The following is a 26,551-nucleotide window of genomic DNA, read 5'->3' on the forward strand; positions in this document are numbered from 1 at the left end:
AATCCATCCCATGATGAAGCTCGTCCTTTTCACCGCCTGCATGCTCGCCGCCCTCCCCGCATCCGCCCAGTCGGGCGTGCTCCGCCTGAGCGGGACGGACAAGGTGACCGCGCCCGTGACCGTGGAGCTGGTGCCGCTGCCGGACCCCGGACCGGGGCGGCGGCGCGTGCGGATCGTGGGGCTTCCCAGCGTGTCGGCACCCTCGCTGACGCTGGACGTGAGCGGGGAAAACGGCATCGCGCTGGCGAGCCCGGTGGCGTGGACGGGCGCGGCGGCCGCGGGCCAGGAGGTGTCGGTGGAGGTGGAGCTGGTGGTGAACGGGCCGGGAGAGCAGCGGCTGGTGGTGGCCGCCACCGTCAAGCACGACAACGGGTTCAGCCAGACGGGGCTTCACGTCTTCAGCCTGAACCCCGCCGCGAACGCCGGCTTCCTGAAGCGCCGCGCGCCCGCGGCGACGGACCCGGGCGGCAGGCGCATCCTGGAAGTGCCCGCCGCCACGCCGTAACGGCCGGCATAGACACGAAGGCGCGGAGCGATGCGGGGGGGGAACCCCAAGGGCGGGTGAACCCGCGGCTGGACCAGCGGAAAGCCCCGGCTCGGGCCGCTGTCGCGTCCCGCCCGGGGCTTCACCTGCACGCACGCCAGCTGCCGACGCGCACCGCTGTCATCCCGACAGAGCGGTCCCGGTGAACCTTCCCCCACGCCGAAGACAGCAGCGACGGAGGGATCCGCCACACACCTGCCTTCGTGCACCGGTCCGTCCCGTACGCCGAACCTGCGTGCGAAGCTGGGACGTGCCACACTGACTGCCCACACACCAAAGCAAGCCAGTCCGCGCAGGCGGACTTCGGGTCGTTGTTGCAGCGACTTCAGTCGCCCGTGCCGGGATCGGCGCCAAAGCGAAGGCAGGCGCGGCAGCCGAGGGCCGAGAACGACGGGGGTGCCAATTTTTGTGGACAACCGCTTTCAGCCGGCGGAAACCACGGCGCCGCGGGTGAGCGCCTCGCGGACGTGCTCCAGCAGGGCCTCGCGCGAGAAGGGCTTTTCCAGCAGCATCACCGTCGGATCCAGCACCCCGTGGTCCGCCAGCGCGTCGTCCGTGTAGCCCGACATGAACAGCGTCGGCAGGCCGGGCCAGCGGCGCGCCACCTCGTCGGCCAGGTCGCGCCCCCCCATCCGCGGCATCACCACGTCCGTCAGCAGCAGGTCCAGCGCCCCGTCGCACTCGGCCGCCACGTGCAGGGCCTGGGCGCCATCCGCCGCGTCCATCACCCGGTACCCCGCGCCCGAGAGCACGGTGCGGACGAAGGTGCGCACGGCGGCGTCGTCATCCACCAGCAGCACGGTTCCAGTACCCGCCGTGGGCGTCCGCGCCGGCAGCGCGGTCACGGCGCCGGGAAGCTCGTCCGTCGCGGGAAGGTACACGTGGAAGGTGGCGCCGCGGCCGGGCTCGCTCTCGGCCCACACGGTGCCACCGCTCTGCTTGATGATGCCGTACACCGTCGCCAGCCCCAGCCCGGTGCCCAGCCCCGCCGGCTTGGTGGTGAAGAACGGCTCGAAGATCTGCGGCAGCACCTCGGGGGCGATGCCCTCGCCCGTGTCCGACGCCGAGATGACCACGTAACGGCCCGGCTTCAGGTTCACGGGCGGGGCGCACAGGCCGTCGCCCGCGCCCACCACGGCCGCGCGGGTGGCGATGCGCAGGGTGCCGCCGGCAGGCATGGCGTCGCGCGCGTTCACCGCCAGGTTCAGCAGCACCTGCTCCACCTGCGCGGGATCGGCCCGCACCTGCCCCGCCGCCGGGTCCAGCTCCACCTGCAGCCGCACGTCCTCGCGCAGCAGCCGGCGGAACATGCGCTCCAGGTCGCGGATGGTGGCGTTCAGGTTGAGCACGCGGGGCTGCAGCACCTGCCGGCGGCTGAAGGCCAGGAGCTGGCGGGTGAGCCCCGTGGCGCGCGCGGCGGCGTTGCGGATCTCCATCAGGTCCGCGTGCATCTCGCCCCCCGGCTCCACGTCCGACAGGAGCATCTCGGTGTAGCCGGTGATGGCCGTGAGCAGGTTGTTGAAGTCGTGCGCCACGCCCCCCGCCAGCCGCCCGACGGACTCCAGCCGCTTGGCGTCCACCAGCTGCGCCTCCAGCTGCTTGCGCCGGGTGATGTCTTCCATGGCCCCGATCATCCGCACGGCGGTGCCGTCGGGGTCGCGCAGCACGTAGCCGCGATCCAGCACCGTGGCCCACCCTCCGTCGCCCCGGCGGATGCGGTACTCGTCGTGCCACGACGCCCCGTTCCCGTCCACCACCTCGTACAGGCCGGCGACCACGCGTTCCTGGTCGTCGGGGTGCAGCTGCTGGATCCACCAGTCGGCCGCCCCCTGGGCACCCGACTTACGGTGGCCGAGGACGGTTTCCAGCGCCTCGTTCCACACCAGGCGCCCCAGCACCAGGTCCCAGTCCCACACGACGTCGTTGGTGGCCCGCGCCGCGATGCGGAAGCGCTCCTCCGACTGCCGCAGCTCTTCGGCGGCCCGCACGCGGTCCGTGGCGTCGAGCATCAGGCCGTCCCACACGACGGTGCCGTCGGGGTGGCGCTCGGGGCGGGAGGTGGCGTACACCGTCCGTACGTCGCCGCTGGGCGTGCGGATGCGGCCGTCCCAGCGAAAATCCTGCAGCGTGGCCGCCGACGCCGCGATGGCGGCGTGCAGCGCCGGCCGGTCCTCGGGGAGCACCAGCTCCAGCATGAACGACGGGTTCTGCTCCACGTAGGCGCGGTCCACCTCGCACAGGCTGCTGGCACCCTCGCTTACGTACGGCCACGACGTGGACCCGTCGGGGTGCAGCGCGAACTGGTACACCATCCCCGGCACCTTCGAGGCGATCCGCTCGAAGCGCGCCTCGCTGCGGCGCAGGGCCGCCTCCATGCGCACTTCTTCGGTGACATCCACCACGTGGGCGAAGATGCCGGTCACCTGGCCCCGGGCGCCGCGGACCGGCTGGTAGACGAAGCTCACGAACCGCTCCTCCACCGGCACGCCGCGGCGGTGCTGCATGCGAATGGGCACGGCGGTGGCCACGAACGGCTCGCCGGTCTGGTACACCCGGTCCAGCAGCTCGAAGAAACCCTGCCCCTCCAGGTCCGGCAGCGCCTCGCGCACGGGCTTGCCGAGCAGGTCGCTGCGCCCCACCAGCCGCTGGTAGGGCTCGTTCGCCACGGTGAACACGTGGTCCGGCCCCTCGACCGCGGCGACCATGGCCGGCGCATCGCGAAAGAGCGCGTCGAACCGGGCGCGCTCCGCCTGCAGCCGCTCGCGCTCGGCATCGACGCGCGTGGTAACGTCGTGCGCGCTCACCAGCCACGCTGGCCGGCCCTCCACCTCCACCCACTCCGCCGCGAGCTCGGCGTGGATCTCGGAGCCGTCGCCCCGCCGCAGCCGCCGCGCGGCCCCATGGCCGTTTGGCGGCGGCAGCGGCCCGATCTCCCCCGGCCCCAGGTCCAGGAACTGGCAGCGCGTGTAGCCGAACGCGCGGCACGCCGCGTCGTTCACGTCGAGCACCTCGCCCGTCCCGGCGTCCACCACCCACAGCGGAACGGGTGCGCGCGCGAACAGCGTTTCCGTGACGGGAAGCGTGGCCTGCATGGGCATTCCTGCGGGGGCGCGGGGGTGTCCGAAAGAGGGGCAATTCGGCGAAGATCGCGTGCACGAAATGTCGGGGCGGCCGCCCCCCTCAACAACCCCCGTCTCGGTTCCCAAAGCGCAACGGCAGCGCCCGTTTCGCGCATTCCGTCGGCATCTGCATGACATCTTTGTTCCCACCCGGGAACGCCGCTCGATGGGGTGATGGATGCGCTCGGAATGCGCGGCGAGAACCGCCGAAACGATCCATCGTGACGTCGGAAAAGGATCTGAATCCCTCACCGCTCGTCGTCAGATCCACGGGCGTGAGGGGCTGCTGGGGCCGCTCGCCGGGATCGGTCAGGCGGGAGTGCGACCGGCGGTTTCGGAAGGGGAACGAACGGGGGCATGCGGGGAGCCATTCTGGCCGGGGGACACCACCGCCACCGCGGCACCCCCGGTCGCCGGCTACGGCGCGCGCGTGCCGCCGGGGCGCGGCGGGGGAGGAGTCGCGGCCAGGGGAAGGCGCAGGGTAAAGGCCGAGCCCTGGCCGGGGGTGCTCTCCAGGCTCAGGCTGCCGCCCAGCAGCCCGGCCAGCCGGCGCGAGATGGGAAGCCCCAGCCCCGTGCCGCCGCGGCCGGCGCTCCCGCCCGTCTGCTCGAACTCCTGGAACACGCGCTCGTGGTCCTCGGGGCTGATGCCGGGCCCCGTATCCTCCACCCGCACCTCGGCCCAGCGGCCGGCCGACGAGACTGTCACCCGCACGGAGCCCGCGTCCGTGAACTTGACCGCGTTGGAAAGCAGGTTCAGCACGATCTGGCGCACCCGGCCGGGGTCGGTGACCACGTGCACGGGCTCGCCCGGGCGGATCTCCAGCTCCAGCTTCTTTTGGCGCGCCTGCAGCTCCACCGTGCCGGCCACGTCGCGCAGCAGCAGCGCCAGCTCCGTCGGCTCGGGGAACATCTCCAGCTTGCCGGCCTCCATCTTGGAGATGTCGAGCACGTCGTTCACCAGCTCCAGCAGGTGGCGGGCGCTGCGCACCACCCGCTCCAGCGTGCCGCCCTGGGTGGGCGTCAGGTCGCCGTACACCCCCTCCTGCAGCAACTCGCCGTAGCCCAGGATGGCGTTGAGCGGCGTGCGCAGCTCGTGGCTCATGCTGGCAAAGAAGCGCGAGCGCTCCGTCATGGCCTGCTCCAGCACCGACGCCTGCTCCTCGAGCGCGCGCGCCTGCTGCCGCGTCTGCGCGTGCAGCACGGCGTTGTCCAGCGCCAGCGTGGCCTGCCGCCCCAGCAGCCCCAGCAGGGCCAGGTCCTCGTCGCCGAAGGGCACCGCGTCCGCGCGAAAGGCGGCGAGCATCGCCGGGCCGCCGGACGAGCGCGCCACGCACACCCCGGCCCCCGCGCCCAGGGCGTACGGCCACTCCCCGTCGTCTTCGGCCATGAACCGCGCGGCGGGCGCGCCGGGAACGCACGACAGCCGCTCCAGCACCAGGTCCACCATCACGAACCAGCGCGGCTCGTCGGGGCCGATGCCGAAGCCGGCGCGCACCTCGGGCACGGACGCGGCGCCGGGCATGGCGAGCAGCACCACCTCCGCGCGAAAGGTGCGCGCCACCTGCCCGGCCACGCCGTCGGCCAGCGCCTGCAGGTCCACCGCCTCCAGCGCCAGCCCCGACACCCGCGCCACCGACGCCAGCTCGTCGTAGCCGCGCTTGATGCGCGCCATCACCCCCACGCGCGCCAGCAGCTCGGCGCGGCTGCACCCCTTGTTCAGGAAGTCGTAGGCGCCCAGGTCCAGCCCGCGCACCAGCAGCTCCTCGGTGGGGGCCTGCGCCGTGAGCAGCAGGATGGGGATGGGGGCGGTGGATGCGTCCTGCTTGAGGCGCTCCACCACCTCGAAGCCGTCCATCCCCGGCATCTGCACGTCGAGGACGATGACGTCGGGGCACTCGGCCTGGGCGCGCTCGATCCCCTCGGGGCCCGACGAGGCGCTCTCCACCGTGTGCCCGGCGGCGTTGAGGATGGCGGCCACGGTGGCCCGCGAAACCTTCTGGTCGTCCACCACGAGAACGCGCGCCATCACCCCACTCCCACGATGGAGGCGAGCACGCCGGCCATCTCTTCCAGGTCCACGTCGCGCTCCGCCGATCCACGGGCCGCGGACGGCATCCCGTCGATCACCGCCGTCCGCGCGCTCTCCACCAGGCCGCGGCCTCCGGCGGCGCGGATGCGGGCCAGCCCCTCGGCCCCGTCGTTCCCCATCCCCGTGAGCACCACCCCCACGGCCGCGCCCCCCACCGCCCGCGCCACGGAATCGAAGAGCGTGTCGACGCAGGGCTTGTGCAGGCTCGATGGATCGTCCCACAGGCGGATGGAGAGGGTGCCGTCCGCCGCGCGCTTCACCGCCATCTGCCGCCCCCCCGGCGCAATCAGCACCGTCCCCGGCACCACCGGGTCGCCGTCGCGGGCCTCCGCCACGTACAGCGGGCTGCGCCGGTGCAGCCGCTCCGCCAGCGTTTCGGTAAAGCCGGGCGGCATGTGCTGGGCGATGACCACGGCCGCCGCGAAGCCGGCGGGGAGCGCGGGAACCAGCTCCGCCAGCGCCCGCGGCCCGCCGGTGGACGAGCCGATGGCCACCACTTCGTAGCGCCCCTGCCGCGCGGCGGCCGCCGTGGCGCCCGCCTTTGACGACGACGGCGACGGGCGCGGGGGATGCGGGGGCGCGGCCCGCGGCGCGGTGCGGGCGCGCAGCGCGGCGGCCACCTTTTCGCGCAGCAGCGGCGCCAGGGCGTGGATGTCCATCCCCGTGCCGGCGCCCTTGTCCATGAAGTCCACCGCCCCCGCCTCCAGCGCGCGCAGGGTGATCTCCGCCCCCGCCTGGGTGTGGGAGGAAAGGAGGAGAACGGGGGTGGGGCACTCGCGCATGATGCTTTCCAGCGCGGCCATCCCGTCCATCCCCGGCATCTCCACGTCCATGATCACCAGGTCGGGGCGCAGCGCGCGCACCTGGGCCAGCGCCTCCTCGCCGTCGCGCGCAACGCCCACCACGGTCACGCCGGGGAGCGGGCCCAGCATGCGCTCCGTGGCCCGGCGCACGAAGGCGCTGTCGTCCACCAGCAGCACGCGCGCGGGCTCTTCCGTCACGCGGCCTCCAGGGGGCGCCGGTAGAAGAGCGCGCCCGGGCGGCGGTGCAGCTCGAAGGGGAGGGGAACGTGGCGCAGGCTCTCGGCGTGCCCCAGGAACAGGTACCCGCCGGGGGCCAGCGCCTCCCACAGCCCCCGCGCCGCGCGCAGCACGGCGCCCTCGTCGAAGTAGATCATCACGTTGCGGCAAAGGACCAGGTGCTGGGGGCCGAGCGCCGTCCACCAGCCGTCCTGGACCAGGTTTGCGGATGCGAAGCGCACGGACGCGCGCACCGCGGGCTTGACCGTCCATACGTCCTCGCCGCGCGGCTCGAACCAGCGGGCGCGCCAGGAGTCATCCGTGGCGCGAAAGGCGTGGCCGCTGTAGACGCCCGCCTCCGCCCGCTCCAGGGCCCGGGGATCCACGTCCACCCCCGTCACCCGCAGCGCGCCGGGCGCGGCGAACAGCCCGCGCTCCCGGGCCAGGATGGAAAGCGTGTACGCCTCTTCGCCCGTGGAGCAGGCCGCGCTCAGCAGCCGCGCCTGTCCGCCGAGGCCCAGCCGCGCCGCCAGCTCCGGCAGCACTTCGCCGCCGATCACGTCGAGCGACCCCTGCTCGCGGCAGAAGTAGCTCTCGTTGTTGGTCAGGTGCGGCACCAGCCGCACCCGCTCCGCTTCGCGCTCGGGGTGGAAGCGAAGGTGGAAGAGGAGGGCGTCGAACGACTCCAGCCCCAGCGCCGCGCGCCGCGGCTCCAGCCGGGTGCGCAGGATCTCGCGCCGCTCGGGGCCCCAGCGGTGGCCCAGCTCCTCGGCCAGCCACTCCGCCCACAGGCGGAACTCCTCGTCGTTGAACGGAACCGCCATCAGCCGGCGGCCGTGTGGGACGCGGCGAGGGCGCGCGCGGCGGCCCGGCGGACGAGCGGGTCGGCGTCGTGCTCGGCGGCGGCGCGCAGCGCGCGCTCCGCGCCGGGCGCATGCACCCGCTCCAGCGTGCGGGCGGCCGACAGGCGCAGGCGCCAGTCCGCGTCGGCCAGGGCGCGCACCAGCCGCTCCTCGGCCCCCGCCGGCGCGATCTTGCGCAGCGCGATGGCGGCCACCCGGCGCAGGTCGCGGTGGTCCCCGTCGATCCGCGCCGCCACGGCCTCGGCCGCGCGCGGGTCGCCCAGCTCGCCCAGCGCGTGCAGGGCCGCCGCCTCCAGCCCCGGGTCGTCCGCGTTCCCCAGCACCTGCAGCAGCACCTCCAGCGCCTCCGCCGCGCCCGTGCGCCCCAGCGCCCGCACCGCGGCGAAGCGCGCGCCCGCGTCCGGCCCGCGCGCCAGGAGGGCGAGGGGCGCCACCGCCCCGGCCCCGGCGGTGACGGCAAGCGCGGCGGCGAGCGCGCGGATGGCGGCCGGGTCCGTTTCCCGCGCCAGCGCGGCGGCCACGGCGGCGGCCACGGCGTCTCCCGGGCAGCGGGCGATGCCCTCCGCCGCCGCGCGCCGCGTTTCGGCGGACGGGTCTTCCAGCAGGGGCACCAGCAGCTGGCAGTCGCCGCCGGAAAGGCGGCCCAGCGCAAGCGCGGCCCCGGCGCGCCGGGCGGGCTCCGCCAGCGCCTCCGCCAGCAGCGCGCGCACCTCCGCCGCCGGCGCCGCGCGCCCCAGCGCCTCGGCCACGGTGGCGCGCACCTCGGGGTCCGCGTCGTCCAGCAGCGCGGCGACGCGTGCGGCGGCGGCGCGGTCCGGCAGCGGGGGAAGCGCGGCGAGCAGCTCCTCGCGCGCCCCCGCGTCCGCGGCCTCGATGCGGGGAAGGAGAACGGCCAGGGCGACATCGGAGGGAAGCAGCCCCAGCGCGCCCGCGGCGGCCGGCCCGCGCTCCGGGTCTCCCAGCGCGTCGGCCAGCAGCGCCGCCGCCGCCTCCGTTCCCGCCGCGCCCAGCAGGACCGCCGCCCGGTCGTCCGCCGGCGCCCCGCCGGCGAAGCGCGCGGCGAGGGCGTCCGCGTCCGCCCGCGCCGCTTCGCGCAGCCACTCCGGCGGCGGCGGCGTCGCGCCGGGAAGGAGCCCCGCCGCCGCGGCCAGCGCCGCACGGCGCAGCTCCGCGTCGTCCGAGAAGGCCGGACCGCGCAGTGCGTCCAGCCCCGCCGGCTCCCCCAGCTCGCCGATGGCTTCCACCGCCGCGCCGGCGAGCAGGGGGTCGGCGGTGGCGGCCGCGAGCGCCGGCAGCGCCCGCGCCGCGCCGATGCGGCCGAGCGCGAAGACGGCCGCCAGCGCGCGCCAGGGATCGCCGCCCCCCGCCACGGCGGCCAGCGCCTCCACCGAGCGGGGATCGCGCAGGGAGCCCAGCGCGTCCGCGGCGGCGGCGGCCACGTTGGCGTCCACGTCGCCCAGGGCTGCCTCCAGCCCGGCACGCGCGGCGGGGTTGGCGGATTCGCCCAGCGCCGACGCGGCCAGCAGGCGCACGTCGGGGTCCGCGTCGTGGCGCACCAGGCGGTCCAGCGCGCGCTGCGCCCCGGCCAGCGCGCCCGGCGCGGCGAGCGCGGCCAGGATGGAGCGCGCGGCGTTGCGGCGGCCGGCGTCGCCCCCGTCGCGCAGGGCCGCCTCCAGCGCGGGAAGCAGGAGGCGCGCGTGAGGCAGCCGGGGGAGCGCGGCCAGGGCGCGGTCGCGCACCCACGTGCGCTCGTCCGCCGCGCCGGCCAGGGCGCGCGCCGCCGCTTCGCCGCCCCGCCCGGCTTCCAGCAGCCCGGCCAGCTCCTCCGCCAGTGCCGGGTCAGACACGGAAGCGGCTCACCAGCTCGGTGAGGCGCGCGGCCTGCGCGGCCACGTCGTCGGCCGCGCTGCGCGCCTCGCGCACGGAAGCCTGCGCGGCGCGGGCGCCCTGCGCGATGTTTTCCGTGGCGCGCAGAATCATTTCCCCACCCCGCTTCTGCTCGGCCGTGGCCGCGAAGACCTCCTGGGTCTGCTGGTTCATGCTCTCCGTGGTTTGCACGATCTGCCGGCTGGCCAGCGCCTGCTCGCGGGTGGCGATGCGCACCTCTTCGGAAACGTGCTGGATGTGCTGCGTGGCCTGCTGCGCCTGCCGGGCGGCCAGCACCTGCTGCTCCGTGGCCAGCGACACCTCCTGCATCAGCTCCGCCGTCCGCGCCGCCGCGGCCACGATGCGCTCCAGCGCGGTGGCCGCCGCCTCGGCCAGGGTGATTCCCTGCTCCGTCCGCTCGCCCAGCGCGCCGCTGCTTTCCATCGCCGAATCCACGCCGCCCCGCACCGCCTTGATGGTGTGGCCGATCTCGCGCGCCGACTCCACCGAGCGCTCGGCGAGCCGGCGGATCTCCTGCGCCACCACCGCGAAGCCGCGCCCGTGCTCGCCCGCGCGCGCGGCCTCGATGGCCGCGTTCAGGGCCAGGAGGTTGGTCTGGTCGGCGATGTCCTCGATGGTTTCGGAGATCTGCCCCACCGACTCGCCCTGCGCGGTCAGCACGCGCATGCGCTCCGTGAGCCGGTTGACCTCGTCGTGGATGCGGCGCATCCCCGCCACCGTCTGGTCCACCGTGTCGCCGCCGGTGCTGGCCGCGGACTTGGCGTCCAGGGCAATGCGGCGCGTTTCGTCCACGTGGCGGCCCACCTGCTGGATGCTGGCCGCCATCTCCTCGATGGTGGCGGACGTTTCCTCCACCGCCGTCCCCAGCGTGTCGGCGCTGCCGGCGGTGTGCTCGATGGACTGCCCCATCTGGGCGATGGAGCTGCTGGTCTGCTCCACCGAGGCCGCGAGGGATTCCGCGCTGGAGGCCACGCGGGTGATCTGGGCGGCGATCTCCTCCATGGACGTGGACGTCTCCTCCGTCGCGGCCACCTGTTCGTCGACCGTGGCGGCCATGCGCTGCGAGGTGGCCGAGATCTGCTCGGCCGCGGCGGCGGTCTGCACGGCGGCGGTGTTCACCCCCCCCACGGCGCCCCGCAGGTCGCGCGACATGCGGTTCAGGGTGTCGGTGAGCTGCCCCAGCTCGTCGCGGCTCCCCGCCTTCGCCTGCCCCGTCAGGTCGCCCTCCGCCACGCCGGCGGCAAAGCGGACGGCGTCCTGCAGCGGCTTGCTGATGCGGGTGGCCAGGAACCACGCGGTACCCACGGCGACGGCGAGCGCCAGCACGGTGAGCCAGACGGCGGTGTCGCGCGCGCGGCCGGTGGCGGCGCGCACGTCGTTGCGGCGCGCCGTGGACAGCCTGGTTTCCTGCTCGTGGAAACGGGACAGCACGTCGCGGGCGCGGTTGGCCCCCCGCCGCCCCACACCGGACTGGACGAAACGGACGACGGAGTCCAGCGGCGGCCCGCCGGCCTGCAGGGTGGCCCGGCGCAGCGCGATCCCCGGCGTGGCGACGGTGCTCACCCAGTCACCGGCAAGGGCGACGACGCTGTCCAGGCGGGCCTCCTGCACGGGGTCGCTCACCAGCCCTTTGGCGTCGGCGTGGAAACGCTCCACGCGCCGGTCGGCCTCGGCGTACATGGTGAGCGCCGTGTCCTGCCCGCTGAGCAGGAAGTCGCGATACGCCAGGGTGCGGTCCGCCAGCGCCACCTCCAGCTGCACCGCCGCGCGCTGCACGTCCTCTACCCGCCGCGACTCGGCATCCAGCCGGGTGAGCCGCCGCCCCTGCACGGCCACGGTGAAGGCGATGATCCCCATCAGCGCCAGCACGGGCACGAAGCCCAGCAGGATCTTGTTGCGCACCCGCATGTCGCCGAACCATTCCGACACGCTCATCTTGCCTCTTCGCCCAGGACACGTTCCAGGTGCAGCAGCGCCACGCGGCGCCCGGAGCGCGGCACGGCGATGCCGGCCAGCCATCCGGGCGGCAGCGCCGCCGCTGCCTCGTCGGGGGCGTCCTCTTCGTCCCCGTCCTCCTCCAGCAGCCCCACCACGCGGTCCACCAGCAGCCCCACCGCCTCGCGTCCGCCCCCCCACACCACCACCAGGCGCCCAGCCCCCCCCACCGGCGCAAGTCCCAGCCGCTCGCCGAGGTCCACGACGGCCAGCACCGTCCCGCGCACCTGGGCGATTCCGAGCACGCCGTCCAGCGCGAACGGCACCCGGGTGACCGGCGGGGGGCGCAGCACCTCGCGCACCCGCTCGGCGGGAATGCCGAACTCGGCGCCGCCCACGCTCACCGAAAGCGTGCTCACGCCGCCCCGTCCAGCCGCGCGGCGAGCGCGGCCAGCAGCTGGGCGGGCTGCCAGGGCTTGGGAAGGAACCCGTTCGCCCCCGCCTGCCGCGCGGCCGCCTGGTCCGCCTCGGACGCCTCGGTGGAGCAGACGAGAACGGGAACGGCCGTCATCCCCAGCTCCCCCCGCAGCCGGCGGACGAACTCCAGGCCGTCCATCCCCGGCATGTTGATGTCCACCACCATGCCGTGCACCTCCGGGTCGCGCGCGGCGGCGTCCAGCCCCTCGGCCCCGTCGGCGGCAAAGGCCAGCTCGTAGTGCGGGCCCAGGACCATGCGGTACATGCGCACCATCATGGGGCTGTCTTCCACCACCAGCAGCCGGCGTCGCCGTTCATCCCCCACCCGCGCCTCCCCGGTACAGGTCCACGTTCATCTCCAGCATCTCCCCCGGATCCAGCAGCAGAACCACCCGTCCGCGCGCGTCCACCACCGCCCCCGACACGCCGCGCGGCCCGCCCAGCGCCGACGGGAGCGCGCGCACGGCGGCGGCGTCCTGCGCCAGCAGCCGGTCGGCGCCCAGCGCCGCCGCCCGCGCCCCGCGCCGCAGCACCAGCACGAAGCGCGGGTCCGGCGCCGGCTCCCAGCCGAACACCCGGTCCAGGCGCACCAGCGGCACGGCCTCGTCGCGCACGGCCACGGTCTCGGCCGGGCCCGTGCGGCCGGGCGCGCCGGCGCGAAGGGTTTCTTCCACGTCCAGCGCCGGGATGGCGAAGGTTTCGCCCGCGGCCTGAAAGAAGAGGACGGGCACCAGCGCCACCGTCAGCGGCACGAGCAGGACGAAGCGGGTGCCCCCCTCGTCGCCGTCCTCCACCCGCACCTGGCCGCGCAGCCGCGACACGGCCTCGCGCACCACGTCCAGCCCCACGCCGCGCCCCGAAACCTCGTCCGCCTCCGTCCGCGTGCTGAAGCCGGGGCGAAAGAGCAGGTCGTCGATCTCGTCCTCGTCCAGCGCCTCGCCCTCGGCCACCAGCCCCAGCTGGCGGGCGCGGCTCTCGATGGCGGCGCGGTCCAGCCCGCGCCCGTCGTCTTCTACCTCGATGCGCACACGGTCGCCCTCCTGCGCGGCGGAGAGGCGGACGGTGGCCGTTTCCGGCTTGCCGGCCGCGCGGCGCTCGTCCGGCGGCTCCACCCCGTGGTCGACGGCGTTGCGCACCAGGTGCAGGAGCGGGTCCAGCAGGGCGTCGGAGGTGGCCTTGTCCAGCTCCGTCCCCTCGCCGTGCAGCTCCACGCGCACGCGCTTGCCGCGCTCGCGGGCAAGCTCGGCGGCCAGCGGGGGAAAGCGCGAGAACACGCGCTCCACCGCCACCAGCCGCAGCGACGTGGCGCCGCGGCGCACCGCCGAAGCCGACGCCTCCAGCTCCTCCAGCCGCTCGGCGGCCCCGCGGCGCAGCCCCGCCGCCTGCAGCGCCTGCGCGTTCTCCGCCATCCACGCGCGCAGCCCCTCCACGGCGCGCACCAGGTCGTCTACCTGGCCCAGCAGCGGGTCCAGCCGGGCGAACGGAATGCGCAGCGATTCTTCCCGCGCCCCCGCCTCGCTCCGCCGCTCCGGCACCGGCGCGTCCCCCGGCGACGGTGTCCGCGCGGCGAGTGCGGGCGCCGCGGCCGGCGGCACGGCGCTTTCGTCCGGGATGGGAACGCGCGGCGGGATGGACGGCGGAACCGGCGCGGCTTCCGTGGATGCCGAGGCTTCCGTTTCCGCATCGCGCGCGGCGGGTGCGGACGGCACCGCGGCCGACGCGTCGTTCAGGGTCTCCGCGGCCCCAGCGGCCGACTCGTCATCCGCGACTTCCGCGGACGGCGCGGGGGCGGCGAGCGCGTCCGCGAGCTCCGCGCGAAGGGGGGCCAGGGGCGCGAACGCCTGCTCCTGCTCCGGCCCGCCTGCGTCCTCCAGCGCGCGACGAAGGGCAGCGGCGGCGCGGTGCAGCGTCTCCAGCGGCAGCACGCCCTGCACCGCCGGCACGGGAGCGCGCTTGAACGCGTCTTCCACGCCGTGCACCAGCTCCTGCAGGGGCCGCAGCCCCAGCATGGCGGCGTTTCCCTTGATGGTGTGCAGCGCGCGCAGCAGTTCGGCGCGCTGGGCCTCGTCGGGCGCCTGTCCGGCGTCCAGCCCGGCCAGCACGGCATCGAGCCGCGCCAGCTGGGCGCGGCCCTCGTCGCGAAAGTCGCCGAAGAGCTCGGAAAGGTCCAGCAGGTCCGACAGCGTGTCCGTCCAGTGCCAGTGGTGGGTGCCCGCAACGTAAACGGTCATGCAAGCTTACGACCACCGGCAGCGGCGGGCGGCAGAAACGACAAATGCCGCCGAGCGGACATCTCTGCCGCCACAACACGATAGGCCCGGGCAGCAGCCCAGGCCTATTGCCTCTTTTTGACATGCCCCCGGTGGGACTTGAACCCACTACCTCAGGATACCATCGGAGTCCGCTCACGCCGTAGAGGCCCGAGCTAAAGGAACTGCGAAACCCGGTTCGTGGGCTCGTCCTCCTCCTCGGCGTCCCCGAACCCACCGGCTGCACACCGCGCAGCCAAGCAGCGTCTGCCGGCTTCACTTCATCGAGGCGGCCCGGGTGCGTGACCGATGGACGAGGGTTCCGCTGCCGCGGGGGTCGAGCCAGCCGGAACAATCCTTTCCACGTTGCCGGATCCAGGGGAGAGCTTTCGGAGCATCGCCCCGGACATCCCGCCCGGACCCGTCGCGGCGGCCTCGGCCGGCGGCGTGAGTGGTACGACCTCCCGGCGGAGCTCCGCGTCCAGCGCGCGCCTCTCCGCTCTCGATTCGCGCATCTCCCGTGTTTTTACGAACCAGTAATACGCGAACGCCCACACCCCGCACGACTCCAACCAGAAGATGATCGCGCGGAACCGGCCCTCGAGGGTGACGGAAATCAGGACAGCCATGAGGGGGGATACGACCAGCGCCAGGCCGGTCCAGAGGTACTGCTGCGCGAAATGCGCACGCCTCGCGGGCGTCAGGAGACGCAGCGTGTCGCGCGAGTGGAAGAGGCTCACGTACGCGATGCACAGGAAGAAGAGCACCGCCGACGTCCCGTGCAACGCGGAGATCAGGCCCTCGTCGTGGTCTCCGGACGCAGTGGGAAGAAGGGCAACGAAGCACGCGAAGACCGCCGCCAGGTTGAGCGCGATGTTCTCCTTGCTGCTGTAGCCCTTGTACAGGTACAGACAGGCGGCAGCGGCAAAGAGACCACCGACGAAGAAGTCCCTCGTGGTGAAGAAGGGAAGCGCCCGGGGTCCGGCGTGGTAGTAGTCGCTGATCGACGGCTCGAGCCACACGTGGTGCAGGACGCCCCCCGCGAACAGCACGACCAGGGGCAGTGCGACTCCGATCACCACGAGCCCGACACGAAGACCGAAATACGTGCCGAGCATGTGCTCCTGCAACTCGTCGGCGCTCTTGCGATCCATGGCAGTGCTCCTGGTCCTTGTCGATCAGCATGGTAGCTGCACGGCACAGCGCGACTGCGGCGCGTAATCGATCCCGCGTTTCGGATCACCGGCAAGGCGGGTCCGGAGGTGAGCGACTGAAAGGGCCAGGACTTCCTAGCGGCGCGCGCCAGTCCGCTGTGGGTGCGCGTACACGTGGATCGACTCTACCTCGTCCGCATCCTTGGCGAGCGTCGCGAGCTCGCTTCCGCCAATCGCCAGGAGCGTCTGGCGCGAAGGCAGCCGGACGTGGACGGGAGGCTGGCCCTGCTTGAGAATCACCCAGCGCTGACCGGTGGCAGAGGGGGTCTGTTGCACCCACACGGCGCCGGACGGGTCGCCGCGGAGCGAGAGAACCGGTGGGAACCGCGCCGGAAACCGCACCTGGCTGCGGGCTTCGCGCCGAAGCGGCGCGAAAACGTTCTGCCCCCGGATCTCCGACGGAATCGCCGTCGCGAACCACGCCTCCCGGTCCGGCCCCGTCACGGGATGCCGGTCCGCGGGAAGCGGCAACCGGGCCACGACACGTCCGTTGCCGTCCAGGAGCCTCACCGCGTTCTCCTGGCCATCCCAGAATGCGATGCGGCCGTCCGGCAACGGTGCCCACGCGGCGCGCGGAGCAAAGGGCGGCGGCATGGTAAGCGACGGCGCGCCAGGAGCGGATAGCCGGATGACCTCCCCGGAATGCCCGTAGCGGAAAAGCGTGTCCTGCCGGGCTCCGCGCAGCCGGACGACCGTCTGTGTCTGCTGGCCGAAGAACTCGACCAGGGTGTCGCGGCCGGCCATCTCCAGGCGCACCACCATCCCCCCCGAAAGCGGGCGCGTACCCAGGAAGTTTCCCGCCCGGTCGTAGGACGCGATCTTCCGCAACTCGGAATCACGCACCAGGACCCGGGTTCCGGACCAGACGATGTTCTGGGGGCGGGTCAGCTCGGCGGGGCCCCGTCCGCGCCGGCCCCAGGAGCGTTGCCGGTTCCCCTCGAAGAGATGAACGGCCGGGGCCGCGCCACTCAGGACCAGGAGATCGCTTCCACTGAACGTGGCCGCCTGAACGCGGTAGAGCGACGCATCGGCCCCCCCGCCCAACACACGCAGGCGGCGAGGCTCCAGTTGAGCGCTGCCGGGGGTAGAGGCAGCCAGGGCAGCTGCAGCTGCCGCGAGCAGGACCCATCCGCTGCGATGCGGCATCATTGCCTCCCGCTCTCCCGGTGAAGCGCGTACATCTCGATCTTCTCGACTCCGAGATCGTCGCGCCGGAGGCCGAGCACGTAGTCTCGACCGATCTCCAGGACCCGCACGGCCCGCGGGATCTGCACCGAAGCACGGGTGACCCCGTCGTGGCCGACCACCGCCCACCGCACACGTTCCTCCGACGGCCGGGGATACGCCTGGACCCAGATGTTCTGGTCCGGGTCCACGAGGAGCGCGCCGAACGCAGGCGCGAACTCGGGCACCGGAGATTCCTCGAGCGTGGTCTCCATCTCGCGCTTCCGTTCCGGCTCCTCGATGATCGCCAGCTGGTCCGCCTTGTACTTCTCGACATCCTCCGGCCGCACGCGCCACGCGACGTGCGGACTGCGGACGACGGTCTCGCGGGCCCCTTCGCGCGAGTAGAGCGTGATCTCTCCCGATCCGCTGTCGCCCACGTACAACCGATCGCCCGCGACCACCGCGAACGACTGGCGCGCGAACGGGGGATCGTTCCAGGCGAACCCGGTGGCCCGGTCAGCCACGTGCACTTCGTTTCCCGCGTACCTGGCGAGGGAGCCCCCCCGTGATCCGTCGGGGCGAACCCGGTGCAGCGTGACCGAATCGCGGCGGATGCCACGCTCACCCTGCATCATCGCCATGATGTTCGGCCCGGGATCCAGCGCCAGCGTCTGGTTGCGGAACAGCCCGACGGCTTTCGGGAACATCCCGTCCGCGTTCGCGGCCTGCACGGACCGGCTGAACGCTCCCGCCGCGGTGAAGAAGGAGAGACGCTTCAGCCGCTCGTCCCACACGGCGACGGTGTCCCCCTGCGTCCGCCCGAGCCAGGTGGGTGCTTCGAACTCGCCCGGGCCCTGGCCCTTCCGCCCGGCCGAGAAGAGAAACCGGCCTCCCTGGTCGTACGCGGCGACCGAGCTGTTCCCGCTGTTCAGGACGAGAACACGCCCGTCCGGCATGCGCGTCGCGCCGGCAACGTTGAAGAGCTGGTAGTTCGGGTCCCCGTCGGCCACCCCGACCGAGAAGGTGGGCTCCGCCGAGAGGGTCCACTCAGGACCGGTGTTCCCGGTGCCCTCCGCCGAAGCCCGGCCGCACGCAGCCGCGAGGACCAGGGCACCATAGACCAGACGATTGATGCGGTGCATAGGCTGATGATGGATGGAGTTGGCATTCGCCCCAGCGGTCTGGATGCCGGGTGACGAGGAGTGCTCTCACCTGCTGGACTGGAGTGTGGCCTGGATGGCCTCTTCGAGAGCCGGCCAGGGAACCACTTTGCCGTTGACCGACCATGCCGGCGTAAACGTCACCCCGGCGGCACGCGAGGCTGCCCAGGTTTTCCGGTACAGGGCGGCGCGATGCGGCCCCGTCCGGGCCACGCAGCCCCGCACCGCGGCCGTGTCTACCCCGGTGGCGCCGATGACCCCGAGGAGGGCAGGCTCCGCTGGATAGGCCTGCTCCCAGGCTGCCTGCGACGCGAACAGCCGGCGCCGGACAGCCGCGAGCTTCGCGGGTGCCTCGTCGGCCACGCAGTTGGCGACCACCGATGCGGGGATTGCATTCGCGTGGTTGGGCAGAGGCAGGTCGTACGAGGTGTAGCGGATGCTTCCCGCCTCGACGAGCCGGGAGATGGCGGCCGCCGTCTTTTCGTGTGCAGCCGCGCAGGCCGGACATTGATAGTCGAAGAGTTCCACGACATGAACCGGAGCGCCCGGCCGTCCTTCCGAACGCCCGGCGCCCAGCGTGTCGAGCGCCTGGGTGAAGCCGGCGGGCAGCGACGCCAGGGCTGGCGCGCGTGGAGTCGTGGCCCCGAGCTGAGCCCGGTAGAACAGGCCCGCGGCAAGGATGGCCACGATGCCCGCCAGGAAGTACGGGTCGATCGGAAACCGAGGGATGAGCTTCTTCAAGGAACGTCCTCCACGATAAAGGGAACGGAATCCGCGCTGCGGCGTCGGGTGGCGATCCGCGGATCGGCGCCCGGGCGGGCAGCCACGAGCCGGCCGAGGGCCAGGCTCGCAACTCGCCCGGGCACGATCATCCTTCACTCAGTTGCCCACCACCTGCTTGGGCTGGCACTGGCACGACTGGATCGAGCCATCGGGGAAGGTCGTGCAGCAACACACGTAGGTCGCCGTCTCGTCACAGAACCCGCCGCTGGTGCTGCTTGCAGCGGCCGGTGCGACGGCGGCTCCGACCGAGAAGAGTGCCACGCCCACGCAGGCACCGCTTGCAAATCTGCCGATTCGGTTCACAGGGACGTTCTCCGCGCTGAAGGGAAGTTTTACCTGAACTGCGGGACCTGTCTGAAACTTCGGCCGGCAACCCGCCGGGGAGCCGAGGCGCGACCCTCTCCCCATCGCGAGTGCCGCTCGGGTCTACGGCTTGGGCATGCAGGAGCAGCCGATGATCGAGCCATCCGGATTGGTGGAGCAGCAGCAGACGTAGTTCTCGGTCTCGTCGCAGAATCCGCCTCCGGCGGAGCTCGCGGCGGCGGGCGTCGCCCCGAATCCGAACACGAGCAGCGCGAGTCCGAACAGTGCTCCGCTGAGGAGCCGTGCGAAATTCTTCATCTTCATCTCCAAGGTAAACGTTTGAAAATCGACTGGCGGAACCTTCATCAACGCGGGTCGCGCGGCAAAGCAATGCGGCAAACGTCAGTCCATTGTGCGCCATTCTCTCTTAAGCCATTGAACCTGCGGGCGGTAGCTCTGACTGGCACGGTTTACCACAATGTCCACAACAACGCAAGTAGTGCACCATTCTGGTGCACTTCGACTCGGAATGGTGCAGTGATGCAGGTCCGTGAGTGGCTGGTCCGGCACGGTTAAATGGAAATCGTCCGGGATTATGTCGTCCCAGAACACATCCCCGGGCAAGGGACTCAATGGGGCGTTCGGGAAGATTGTGGCGCACTTGGATCTGGACAGCACCGGGATCAGCCGGTCGCGGCTTCGCCCGCGAGACAGCCGGGCGTGGGAGAAGGCGGCGCACGGGAGTGGCGCGGCTGAGCTCTATTGGGGTCACGCACAAACAAGAGGGTCGCACCGCGGCTGCGGTGCGACCCTCTTTTCACATGCCCCCGGCGGGACTCGAACCCACTACCTCAGGATTAGGAATCCTGCGCTCTATCCGGATGAGCTACGAGGGCGAACGGCTAAAAAGGTAAGCGGACCCGCCGTTTCGGTCAACCGATCGCCGCCCGGCCTCCCCCTCACGCCGATGGCGCCGTAACCCATCCGTCACCGGCTATTCGACGTTGACGCCGATCCGCAGCCCCTCGACCACATCCACGTCGAAGGTGCCGTCGCGGACGGTGAACCGAATGAACGGATCGGTGCGCACGTTCGCGACGCAGAAGCCCTCGCCCGAGAAGGTGCCCGCCATGCGGTCGGCACCCGCCGACGTAACCTGCAGGGTGCCGCGCTGCATGTCGCAGGTCAGCGCCGAGGTCCCGTGCGGGTCGCGCGGGTCGGAACCTACCAGCAGGAGCAGGCTCGAGCATTCCGGGGTCACGCAATTGGTATCGATGTCGATGGTCGCAGGCCCGGTGACGCGCGGCACCGAGAAGGCCATCAGCACGGGCTGTCCCTGCGCGTTGCTGCTGTACCCGGTGATGATCACCTTCTCGGCGGAGAAGTGCGATTCGCCGGCCACCGCCCAGGTGCCGGGCCGCGGACGCGCCTTCTGATCGACCTCCGGCGCGCCGTCCGCCGCGAAGCTGCCCGCTACGGCGCCCGAATATTCGAAAGTCATGCTCCCGGCCTCGATGGTTTCCGTGGGGACGAACGGGGCGTCGCCACAGCCGGCCAGCAGTGCCAGGGCCAGCAGCGACGCCGCGGCCCGTCCAGACATGGTGTTTCTCATCAGGGATCTCCTTCCTGGGTTCCGGCACGGCATACCCTCGCCGGTCACTCACGTTCCGGCAGCCCGATCACGCACCCGCTACGCCGCAAAAAACCGCGGAGACACACGCAACCGTCTGCCTTGGAACAAGATACAAGGGTGCGGGCCGTCCCATGAGAGCGGCCCGCAGTGTCATCCAGACCGAATGCGAACTGTCCGCTTCAGTGGGCGACGTCGGTCTTGTACTGCAGGACCAGCGAGCCCTGGTTGTTGCCGTTGGAGTCCTTCAGCCACATGGTCCTGGCCGTGGAGCCCACATCGTCCACCCCGGCCGAGACGCCGACGAACTCGTCGTTGCCGCTGGCGATGGACTTGAACGACATGTAGGCGTTCGACAGGTGCATCACCCACTCGCCGTTCTGGAACTGGCGGTCCTTGATGGCCTTGTATGCGCTATAGGTGGAGGTCAGGCCGTCGGCGGCGAGCTTCCAGTAGTCCTTTTCGTCGCGGATCACGCAACGGCCGTCGTCGTCCTCGTACAGCGCCACGGTGCGGACCACGCCCTCGGGCACCTCGCCCTCGGCGGCGATCAGGAACGGGCTGGAGTAATTGTCGCCGTTCAGGTCCCAGCGGTACGGCTCGATGCTGCCGGCTTCGGCGCACACCAGGATCTCGCGGGTGTTGGCGTCCTGCAGGTACAGCTCGAACTCGGCGTTGCCCAAGGCCCAGCCCTCGAAGTCGCTCGAGGTGTGCACCTCGTTCACCCACAGGCCCGTCCAGGGCGTGCCCACGGTGGTGTGGTGGAACCTCACGCCGGCGTACGAGCGGGGCTGGCCGGTGCGCGTGTGGTTCGGAGCGCCGGCCTCGTCGAAGCCCTCGGCGGGGACGATGGAGATGGCCGGCACCGAGGGCGCCGCGTCCTTCGAAAGCTGCACCGGGCGGCCGGCCAGATCGAAACCGGCGGGCACGGTGTGGTCGAGCATGAGCGTGGCCACGACCAGGTCGTCACCGCCCCGCCACGCGGCGCGGTGCGCCTCGACGGGCAGGTACATCTCCATAGGGCCGGTCTCGTCCAGCAGCGCCAGGATCTCGTCCTGGCCCATGCCGGTGGCGCGGCTCATGGCCCGGAGCAGCGGCGCACCCTCGGCGCGAAGGTACGCGTCCAGCAGCAGCTTGCCCTCGCGCTCGTTCGAAGCGGCGAAGGAGCGGTGCAGAAGGCCGCGCACGGAGGCGTCGCGGGCGGCCAGCGCCACGAGGCGCGCAAGGCGCTCGTTGGCGGGGGTGGTCGGCGCAGTCGACGTGGCGGCCGGGGTGGTCTCGGTGGCCAGCGGTGCGCCGGCGTCGGAGCAGGCGGTGAAGCCCAGGACGGTCGAAGCGAGCACAGCGCCGTGGACTGCGCGCTTACGAAGCGAGGTCATCGGATTTTCCTGCGGGTTTCGTGGTTACCGATTGCCGTGCGTGCACCCGTTGTGAACGCCCACCAATCTTACCGTTCCCCCGCTCCCGCTCTACCGCATTTTGTCCAATAAACATGAGTTTGTCGGGCTCGCCCGCAAGCACCTGCCCAAGCACCCGCGTGCGGAACAGGTCGGCCACCGTGGCCTGCCGCCCGGTGTCGAGGTCGCGCAGCCCCAACCCGGTAAGCTGGCGCGCCAGCCGCCCGAGGCTGTCGGGATGCATGCCCACCTCTTCCGCCACGCTGGCCCACGACCGGTCGCGGGTCTTGCCGCCCAGGGCGCGCATCAAGAGCACCCAGTGCAGAAAATCCTGCACCCGAAGCGGCCCGGGGCAGGCGGCGTTCCAGTGATGCCACAGCGTGCGCCGGTCGCACCCCACCGCCGCGGCCAGCCCCGAGACCGTGCGAACCGGCCGTGGCGCGCTGATGGCCAGCAGCAGCGCCTGGCGCAGCCGCGGGGGAAGGTGCCGCCCCTGTGACAGCGCGTCGGCCAGCGTTCGCGACTGGCTCAGGACGCAGGTGCGGCCCACCGCTGCCGGCAGGTCGCGCTCCACGTCCTGCAGCCACACCACGTCCTCTACCGTCATTCCGGCCAGCGCACGCGCATTGGTCATGTCGCCGCGCGTCACCAGCACCACCGGGTGTTGTGGATGATGGCGCTTGAAGGTCGCCAGGCTCTCTGTCTCCGAGGCTCCCGGCAACCAGGTGATGAGAACCACCGAGCAGTCGGCACGCGGCGCGGTGGATTCGAACTCGTCCCACGCCCGGACGGTGAACGGTTCGCGCTCCTCGGGTACCGACCGCTCCAGGCGCCGCTCCAGGTCCCGAACCGCACAATAGATTGCAATCATGAGTTTCTCGTCTCAAAAGGCCCGCTGGAGTCTCGCGCGACTCGCGACTTCTGTACCAAAAAGTCCGAAAACGACACACGATTTCCGTAGCTGATCCTGTCCTGCGCGGTGCACGGGCTGGGCTGCAGTCGACGACCGCAACTTCCCGGTGGCGGCGTCCCTCTTGGCCTCGGCGTGAGGCCACCGAGACCCGCCTTCGCGCCCTGCGGCATGGCGCGGACGCTGCCTAACACCCGAGGGCTCACACTCCACCCCGTTTCCCACAACCTGTTGCAACGACACGACTTGACCTGCGGACGGCCAGCCCCGGCCAACGAAGGAAATCGTTCGGATTCCGGACGAGACGGCGCGGGGGGCGCAATGCAGGCGGTTGCGGGGACGGGAGTTACACGGATTCGTCCGGATTTCGGGCAGCGGTCCGGGCGGACGGATCACGGACGGTGAGACTCGCGGCCCCACACGGGCCGCCACCCTGGGAAGGCGCGCAGCCGTGCGCCGGGAAAGGAACACGATGAACCGCACGATTCTGCTGGTCGACGACGAGGACGACATCCGCGAGGTCGCGCAGGTCACGCTCGAGATGACGGCGGGGTGGGAGGTGCACACCGCGCAGGACGGGCTGGAGGGCGTGGCGATGGCGCGCCAGTGGCGGCCGGACGCCATCCTGCTGGACGTGATGATGCCGGGGATGGACGGGCCCAACACCGTCAGGGCGCTGCGGACCGACCCCTCCACCGCCGGCATTCCCGTGCTGCTGCTGACCGCCAAGGTGCGCTCCTGCGACCGCCGCGGCTTCTCGGAGCTCGACGTGGCCGGCGTGCTGTCGAAGCCGTTCGACCCCATGGAGCTGGCCAGCCAGGTCTCGGCCGCGCTGGGCTGGTGAAGCCCCGGGCCGGGCACCCGCCCGGCCGCGGACCCCGCCGCCCCGCGATCATCGCATCGCGGGGGTCCAGCGGCGCACCCCCAATCCCCGCATCCACGCCGACTTCGTCCCCCCCAGCAAAAGACGCGAAAGTGGCGCTCACCCACGGGTGGGGGATAGATTCAGGCCTGTCCCGGCCGCTCGACCTCCGCATCGCGCGCGAGGGGAGCGGACACCTGCAGGCCGCCTTGCCCTGGAACGACGTGACGGAACCCACCGAATCCGCCCGCGAGCCGCGCGCCACCATCCTGGTGGTGGACGACGACGACGGCGTCCGGCGCATCTCGCGCCGCATGCTGGAGCGCTCCGGCTACCACGTGCTGGAGGCCGCGACGGGGCCCGAAGCCCTGGACGTGGCCGCGAGCCACGAGGGGGCCATCGACCTGATGGTCGTGGACGTGCTGATGCCCGGGATGACGGGGAACCAGGCGTCGCACCACCTGCGCGACCTGCGGCCCGGCGTTCCCATCCTGTGCATCTCCGGACATCCCGAGAACGAGGTGGTGCGCTATGGCATCGCCGGCCACGGCACCGCGTTCCTGCAAAAGCCCTTCACCTTCGAGCAGCTCGCCGGCGCCGTCCAGGCGCTGATCGGCGCGCACTGACCCACGGGGGGCCCCGGCCCCCCGCACGGACCTCCCCGGTCCGCATCCGGAACACGGCGCCAACCGTTCGAAATCCGCACACATCCCCCGAATCCCCAGCAACGACGCGGTACTTTCGCCACCCGCCTCCCCGGCCCCGTCCGAAATCCGCACGTTTCCCACCCTCTCCGCGGTCCTCCTGAGAAAACCGTAACTCCATCCCGACAAACAACATAGAGCGAACCGGCATCGCGGAACGCCATTCGCCTTGTCCTGGGCCAGCCGCCGCGAGGGTCCAACGAGGGACCCGCGGACCGAACCCCACGACAGGAGACCTTCCATGACCCGCTACGAACGCCTCGAGGCCCGCGCCCGCTTCGCCCGCTCGCTGCGCCTGGCCATGCAGGCCGCCACGGCGCTCACCACCTGCATGGTGGCCGCGTACGCCGGCGCCCTGCTGTAGCCCGATCGATCACCCGCCTTCATCGAACCGCCCTCCACGTCTCGCCCAGGAACCCGCCATGATGTTCACCGGACGCATTCTCATCGTCAGCGACCGCCGCGACGTGATCGCCGAGCTCGAGCCCATCATCCGCGCCGGCCAGCACCTGGCCAGCGTGGTGCCCGACGGCCAGGAAGCGCTGCATGCGCTGGAAGACGGGCTGGTGCCCGACGTGATGATCAGCGACCTGGGCTGCGAGCGTTCGTACGACCACATCGCCTACGTGCGCCGCTTCCGCGAGCTGAACGGGGCGGGATGCCACCTGGTGGTCACCGAGCCGGGGGCGCCGTTCAGCGGGCCGGGGCGGGCCGTCAACGACCGCTTCGCCGTGCTTCCCCGCCCCTTCGACACGGCCCGGGTGAGCACGCAGCTGGAAGACGCCCTGCGCCGGGTGGAGCAGGACTTCCGCGCGCTGCGGGCAGAGATGTGGCGGTCGATGGACCGGCTGAAGCGCGAGGTGGAAGACGCCCGCGGCGAGATGGTGCAGGCGCTGGCCCGGACGATCGGCGCGCGCGACGTGTACATGCACGGCCACTGCGAGCGCGTGGGCGACATGTGCCGCAAGGTGGCGCTGGTGCTGAACCTGAACGACGAGCGCACCCACCTGCTTTCCACGGCCGCGCAGCTTCACGAGCTGGGCAAGATCTCGGTGCCGGTGGAGCTGCTTCACAAGACCGAGCCGCTGGACGCGGGCGAGCTGGAGCGCATTCGCGGGCACTTCAAGGTGGGCGCCGAGATCGTGCGCGGGGTGCCGTCGCTGCAGCCCCTGGCCGCGGTCATCGAGCACCTGGGCACCGACCACGCCGACCTGGCCACGCACGTGCCCCCCGACGCGCCGGAGTACCTGCTGATCGGCATCCTGCGGGTGGTGGACGTGTGGGACGCCATGAACCACCCGCGCGCCTACCGCCCGGCGATGTCGCGCGGCTACTGGGAGCCCCTGCTGCGCGACGGCGCCGAAGACCGCTTTCACCCCGCGGCCGTGGCGGCGCTCTTCCGCGTGCTGGGTGGCTGAGGGATTGGACGGGGACGAGCAATCCGGGTCGGGAGCGGCGGAAGCCGCGGCGGCAAAAGCGAAAAGCCCCGCAAGGGGCGCGGGGCTTCACCAGCAGGGGGACAGCCGCACTGGAGCGACGTTTCCTGGCTGGATTACCGGCCCGCCGACTCCAGCCCGTACTGCGCGATCTTCGCGTGAAGGGTGCTTCGCGAGATCCCCAGCTTTTCCGCGGCGGCGGTGCGGTTGCCGTTCAGCAGGTACAGCGCGCGCTCGATGTGCCGCTGCTCCACCTGCGCCAGCGACAGGATCTCGGCGTCTTCGCGGTTGGCGCGCGGGGCGCCCCGGGCACGGAGCGGCTCGGGAAGGTGCTCCAGGTCGATGCGCTCGGCGCCCGACGCCAGCACCAGGGCGCGCTCCAGCACGTTGCGCAGCTCGCGGACGTTGCCCGGCCAGGCGTACTCGGCCAGCGCCGTCGCGGCGCGGGGCGCCAGCTGCCCGGGAGAGGAGGGATGCCGGCCGCCCAGCTCGCGGAGAAAGCGGTGCATCAGCTCCAGCACGTCTTCGCGGCTGCGGTCGCGCAGCGGGGGGATGGTGAGGGGGAAGACGGACAGGCGGTAGAACAGGTCTTCGCGGAACTTGCCGGTGCGCACCTCGGCGGTCAGGTCCTTGTTGGTGGCGGCGAGCAGGCGCACGTCCACCGTCATCTCGCGGGTGCCGCCCAGGCGGCGGAAGGTGCGGGTTTCCAGCACGCGCAGCAGCTTGGGCTGCAGCTCCGGCGCCAGGTCGCCGATCTCGTCCAGGAAGAGCGTGCCCCGGTCCGCCACCTCGAACAGCCCG

General features: G+C 72.2%; 23 protein-coding genes and 1 tRNA gene. 5 read left to right on the forward strand and 19 right to left on the reverse strand.

Annotation, left to right across the window (positions count from 1 at the left end; translation table 11 throughout):
- Positions 1 to 10: 10 nt before the first annotated feature.
- Positions 11 to 505: a hypothetical protein gene (locus VGB24_RS01500; RefSeq protein ID WP_331071184.1), complete on the forward strand. Its 495-nt coding sequence runs from the start codon at positions 11 to 13 to the stop codon at positions 503 to 505.
- 461 nt (positions 506 to 966) lie between these two features.
- Here VGB24_RS01500 and VGB24_RS01505 read toward each other — a convergent pair whose 3' ends face one another.
- The 18 genes from VGB24_RS01505 to VGB24_RS01590 all read right to left on the reverse strand — a co-directional run bounded on the left by VGB24_RS01505 (position 967) and on the right by VGB24_RS01590 (position 22,709).
- Complete coding sequence (locus VGB24_RS01505) at positions 967 to 3,636, reverse strand: PAS domain S-box protein (protein WP_331071185.1); 2,670 nt, start codon at positions 3,634 to 3,636, stop codon at positions 967 to 969.
- Between the two features lie 444 nt (positions 3,637 to 4,080).
- On the reverse strand, positions 4,081 to 5,691 hold the full coding sequence (locus VGB24_RS01510) for an ATP-binding protein (protein ID WP_331071186.1): 1,611 nt from the start codon (positions 5,689 to 5,691) through the stop codon (positions 4,081 to 4,083).
- Positions 5,691 to 6,755, reverse strand: coding sequence for a chemotaxis-specific protein-glutamate methyltransferase CheB (cheB, locus tag VGB24_RS01515; protein ID WP_331071187.1), 1,065 nt, complete (start codon positions 6,753 to 6,755; stop codon positions 5,691 to 5,693). The genes VGB24_RS01510 and cheB overlap by 1 nt, the downstream gene beginning before the upstream one ends.
- Complete coding sequence (locus VGB24_RS01520; protein WP_331071188.1) at positions 6,752 to 7,597, reverse strand: protein-glutamate O-methyltransferase CheR; 846 nt, start codon at positions 7,595 to 7,597, stop codon at positions 6,752 to 6,754. Before VGB24_RS01520 ends, cheB begins: the two co-directional genes overlap by 4 nt.
- Positions 7,597 to 9,483 carry a HEAT repeat domain-containing protein gene (locus tag VGB24_RS01525; RefSeq protein ID WP_331071189.1) on the reverse strand — a complete coding sequence of 629 codons (1,887 nt, stop codon included), beginning with the start codon at positions 9,481 to 9,483 and terminating at the stop codon, positions 7,597 to 7,599. Before VGB24_RS01525 ends, VGB24_RS01520 begins: the two co-directional genes overlap by 1 nt.
- Positions 9,476 to 11,458, reverse strand: a complete 1,983-nt coding sequence (locus VGB24_RS01530) for a methyl-accepting chemotaxis protein (RefSeq protein WP_331071190.1) — start codon at positions 11,456 to 11,458, stop codon at positions 9,476 to 9,478. The genes VGB24_RS01525 and VGB24_RS01530 overlap by 8 nt, the downstream gene beginning before the upstream one ends.
- Positions 11,455 to 11,877: a chemotaxis protein CheW gene (locus VGB24_RS01535; RefSeq protein ID WP_331071191.1), complete on the reverse strand. Its 423-nt coding sequence runs from the start codon at positions 11,875 to 11,877 to the stop codon at positions 11,455 to 11,457. The genes VGB24_RS01530 and VGB24_RS01535 overlap by 4 nt, the downstream gene beginning before the upstream one ends.
- The gene (locus tag VGB24_RS01540) at positions 11,874 to 12,260 is read right to left on the reverse strand and encodes a response regulator (RefSeq protein WP_331071192.1); all 387 of its coding nucleotides are present in this window, start codon (positions 12,258 to 12,260) and stop codon (positions 11,874 to 11,876) included. The genes VGB24_RS01535 and VGB24_RS01540 overlap by 4 nt, the downstream gene beginning before the upstream one ends.
- On the reverse strand, positions 12,250 to 14,166 hold the full coding sequence (locus VGB24_RS01545; RefSeq protein ID WP_331071193.1) for a chemotaxis protein CheA: 1,917 nt from the start codon (positions 14,164 to 14,166) through the stop codon (positions 12,250 to 12,252). The genes VGB24_RS01540 and VGB24_RS01545 overlap by 11 nt, the downstream gene beginning before the upstream one ends.
- A gap of 299 nt (positions 14,167 to 14,465) precedes the next feature.
- Positions 14,466 to 15,338 carry a hypothetical protein gene (locus VGB24_RS01550; RefSeq protein ID WP_331071194.1) on the reverse strand — a complete coding sequence of 291 codons (873 nt, stop codon included), beginning with the start codon at positions 15,336 to 15,338 and terminating at the stop codon, positions 14,466 to 14,468.
- Positions 15,339 to 15,473: 135 nt separating this feature from the next.
- Positions 15,474 to 16,547 carry a hypothetical protein gene (locus VGB24_RS01555; protein ID WP_331071195.1) on the reverse strand — a complete coding sequence of 358 codons (1,074 nt, stop codon included), beginning with the start codon at positions 16,545 to 16,547 and terminating at the stop codon, positions 15,474 to 15,476.
- Positions 16,544 to 17,707, reverse strand: coding sequence for a hypothetical protein (locus tag VGB24_RS01560; protein ID WP_331071196.1), 1,164 nt, complete (start codon positions 17,705 to 17,707; stop codon positions 16,544 to 16,546). Before VGB24_RS01560 ends, VGB24_RS01555 begins: the two co-directional genes overlap by 4 nt.
- 66 nt (positions 17,708 to 17,773) lie before the next feature.
- Entirely contained in the window at positions 17,774 to 18,466 is a 693-nt protein-coding gene (locus VGB24_RS01565; protein ID WP_331071197.1) for a thioredoxin domain-containing protein, read from the reverse strand.
- Between the two features lie 468 nt (positions 18,467 to 18,934).
- Complete coding sequence (locus VGB24_RS01570) at positions 18,935 to 19,129, reverse strand: hypothetical protein (protein ID WP_331071198.1); 195 nt, start codon at positions 19,127 to 19,129, stop codon at positions 18,935 to 18,937.
- A 504-nt stretch (positions 19,130 to 19,633) separates the two neighbouring features.
- Positions 19,634 to 19,707: transfer RNA gene (locus tag VGB24_RS01575), tRNA-Arg, on the reverse strand.
- 98 nt (positions 19,708 to 19,805) lie between these two features.
- On the reverse strand, positions 19,806 to 20,423 hold the full coding sequence (locus VGB24_RS01580; protein ID WP_331071199.1) for a hypothetical protein: 618 nt from the start codon (positions 20,421 to 20,423) through the stop codon (positions 19,806 to 19,808).
- Positions 20,424 to 20,623: 200 nt separating this feature from the next.
- Entirely contained in the window at positions 20,624 to 21,820 is a 1,197-nt protein-coding gene (locus VGB24_RS01585) for a hypothetical protein (protein WP_331071200.1), read from the reverse strand.
- The gene (locus tag VGB24_RS01590) at positions 21,804 to 22,709 is read right to left on the reverse strand and encodes a hypothetical protein (protein ID WP_331071201.1); all 906 of its coding nucleotides are present in this window, start codon (positions 22,707 to 22,709) and stop codon (positions 21,804 to 21,806) included. The genes VGB24_RS01585 and VGB24_RS01590 overlap by 17 nt, the downstream gene beginning before the upstream one ends.
- Positions 22,710 to 23,220: 511 nt before the next feature.
- Here VGB24_RS01590 and VGB24_RS01595 point away from each other — a divergent pair.
- The 4 genes from VGB24_RS01595 (at position 23,221) to VGB24_RS01610 (ending at position 25,732) form a co-directional block, all read left to right on the forward strand.
- Positions 23,221 to 23,592, forward strand: a complete 372-nt coding sequence (locus VGB24_RS01595; RefSeq protein ID WP_331022842.1) for a response regulator — start codon at positions 23,221 to 23,223, stop codon at positions 23,590 to 23,592.
- Positions 23,593 to 23,834: 242 nt separating this feature from the next.
- Entirely contained in the window at positions 23,835 to 24,236 is a 402-nt protein-coding gene (locus VGB24_RS01600) for a response regulator (protein WP_331071202.1), read from the forward strand.
- A 319-nt stretch (positions 24,237 to 24,555) separates the two neighbouring features.
- Positions 24,556 to 24,678 carry a hypothetical protein gene (locus VGB24_RS01605; RefSeq protein ID WP_331022844.1) on the forward strand — a complete coding sequence of 41 codons (123 nt, stop codon included), beginning with the start codon at positions 24,556 to 24,558 and terminating at the stop codon, positions 24,676 to 24,678.
- A 58-nt stretch (positions 24,679 to 24,736) separates the two neighbouring features.
- On the forward strand, positions 24,737 to 25,732 hold the full coding sequence (locus VGB24_RS01610) for an HD domain-containing phosphohydrolase (protein ID WP_331071203.1): 996 nt from the start codon (positions 24,737 to 24,739) through the stop codon (positions 25,730 to 25,732).
- A 134-nt stretch (positions 25,733 to 25,866) separates the two neighbouring features.
- On the opposite strand, the gene VGB24_RS01615 is transcribed toward VGB24_RS01610, so the two are convergent.
- On the reverse strand, positions 25,867 to 26,551 hold a 685-nt coding region (locus tag VGB24_RS01615), incomplete at its 5' end, for a sigma 54-interacting transcriptional regulator (RefSeq protein ID WP_331071204.1).

The organism is Longimicrobium sp. (assembly GCF_036399935.1).
GTDB lineage: Bacteria > Gemmatimonadota > Gemmatimonadetes > Longimicrobiales > Longimicrobiaceae > Longimicrobium.

Bases quoted from the DNA above. Each gene is read 5' to 3' on its own strand.
- VGB24_RS01500 (WP_331071184.1), top strand. From the start codon at position 11: ATGATGAAGCTCGTCCTTTTCACCGCCTGCATGCTCGCCGCCCTCCCC.
- VGB24_RS01505 (WP_331071185.1), bottom strand. From the start codon at position 3,636: ATGCAGGCCACGCTTCCCGTCACGGAAACGCTGTTCGCGCGCGCACCC.
- VGB24_RS01510 (WP_331071186.1), bottom strand. From the start codon at position 5,691: ATGGCGCGCGTTCTCGTGGTGGACGACCAGAAGGTTTCGCGGGCCACC.
- VGB24_RS01520 (WP_331071188.1), bottom strand. From the start codon at position 7,597: ATGGCGGTTCCGTTCAACGACGAGGAGTTCCGCCTGTGGGCGGAGTGG.
- VGB24_RS01530 (WP_331071190.1), bottom strand. From the start codon at position 11,458: ATGAGCGTGTCGGAATGGTTCGGCGACATGCGGGTGCGCAACAAGATC.
- VGB24_RS01545 (WP_331071193.1), bottom strand. From the start codon at position 14,166: ATGACCGTTTACGTTGCGGGCACCCACCACTGGCACTGGACGGACACG.
- VGB24_RS01550 (WP_331071194.1), bottom strand. From the start codon at position 15,338: ATGGATCGCAAGAGCGCCGACGAGTTGCAGGAGCACATGCTCGGCACG.
- VGB24_RS01555 (WP_331071195.1), bottom strand. From the start codon at position 16,547: ATGATGCCGCATCGCAGCGGATGGGTCCTGCTCGCGGCAGCTGCAGCT.
- VGB24_RS01560 (WP_331071196.1), bottom strand. From the start codon at position 17,707: ATGCACCGCATCAATCGTCTGGTCTATGGTGCCCTGGTCCTCGCGGCT.
- VGB24_RS01570 (WP_331071198.1), bottom strand. From the start codon at position 19,129: ATGAAGAATTTCGCACGGCTCCTCAGCGGAGCACTGTTCGGACTCGCG.
- VGB24_RS01580 (WP_331071199.1), bottom strand. From the start codon at position 20,423: ATGAGAAACACCATGTCTGGACGGGCCGCGGCGTCGCTGCTGGCCCTG.
- VGB24_RS01585 (WP_331071200.1), bottom strand. From the start codon at position 21,820: ATGACCTCGCTTCGTAAGCGCGCAGTCCACGGCGCTGTGCTCGCTTCG.
- VGB24_RS01590 (WP_331071201.1), bottom strand. From the start codon at position 22,709: ATGATTGCAATCTATTGTGCGGTTCGGGACCTGGAGCGGCGCCTGGAG.
- VGB24_RS01595 (WP_331022842.1), top strand. From the start codon at position 23,221: ATGAACCGCACGATTCTGCTGGTCGACGACGAGGACGACATCCGCGAG.
- VGB24_RS01605 (WP_331022844.1), top strand. From the start codon at position 24,556: ATGACCCGCTACGAACGCCTCGAGGCCCGCGCCCGCTTCGCCCGCTCG.
- VGB24_RS01610 (WP_331071203.1), top strand. From the start codon at position 24,737: ATGATGTTCACCGGACGCATTCTCATCGTCAGCGACCGCCGCGACGTG.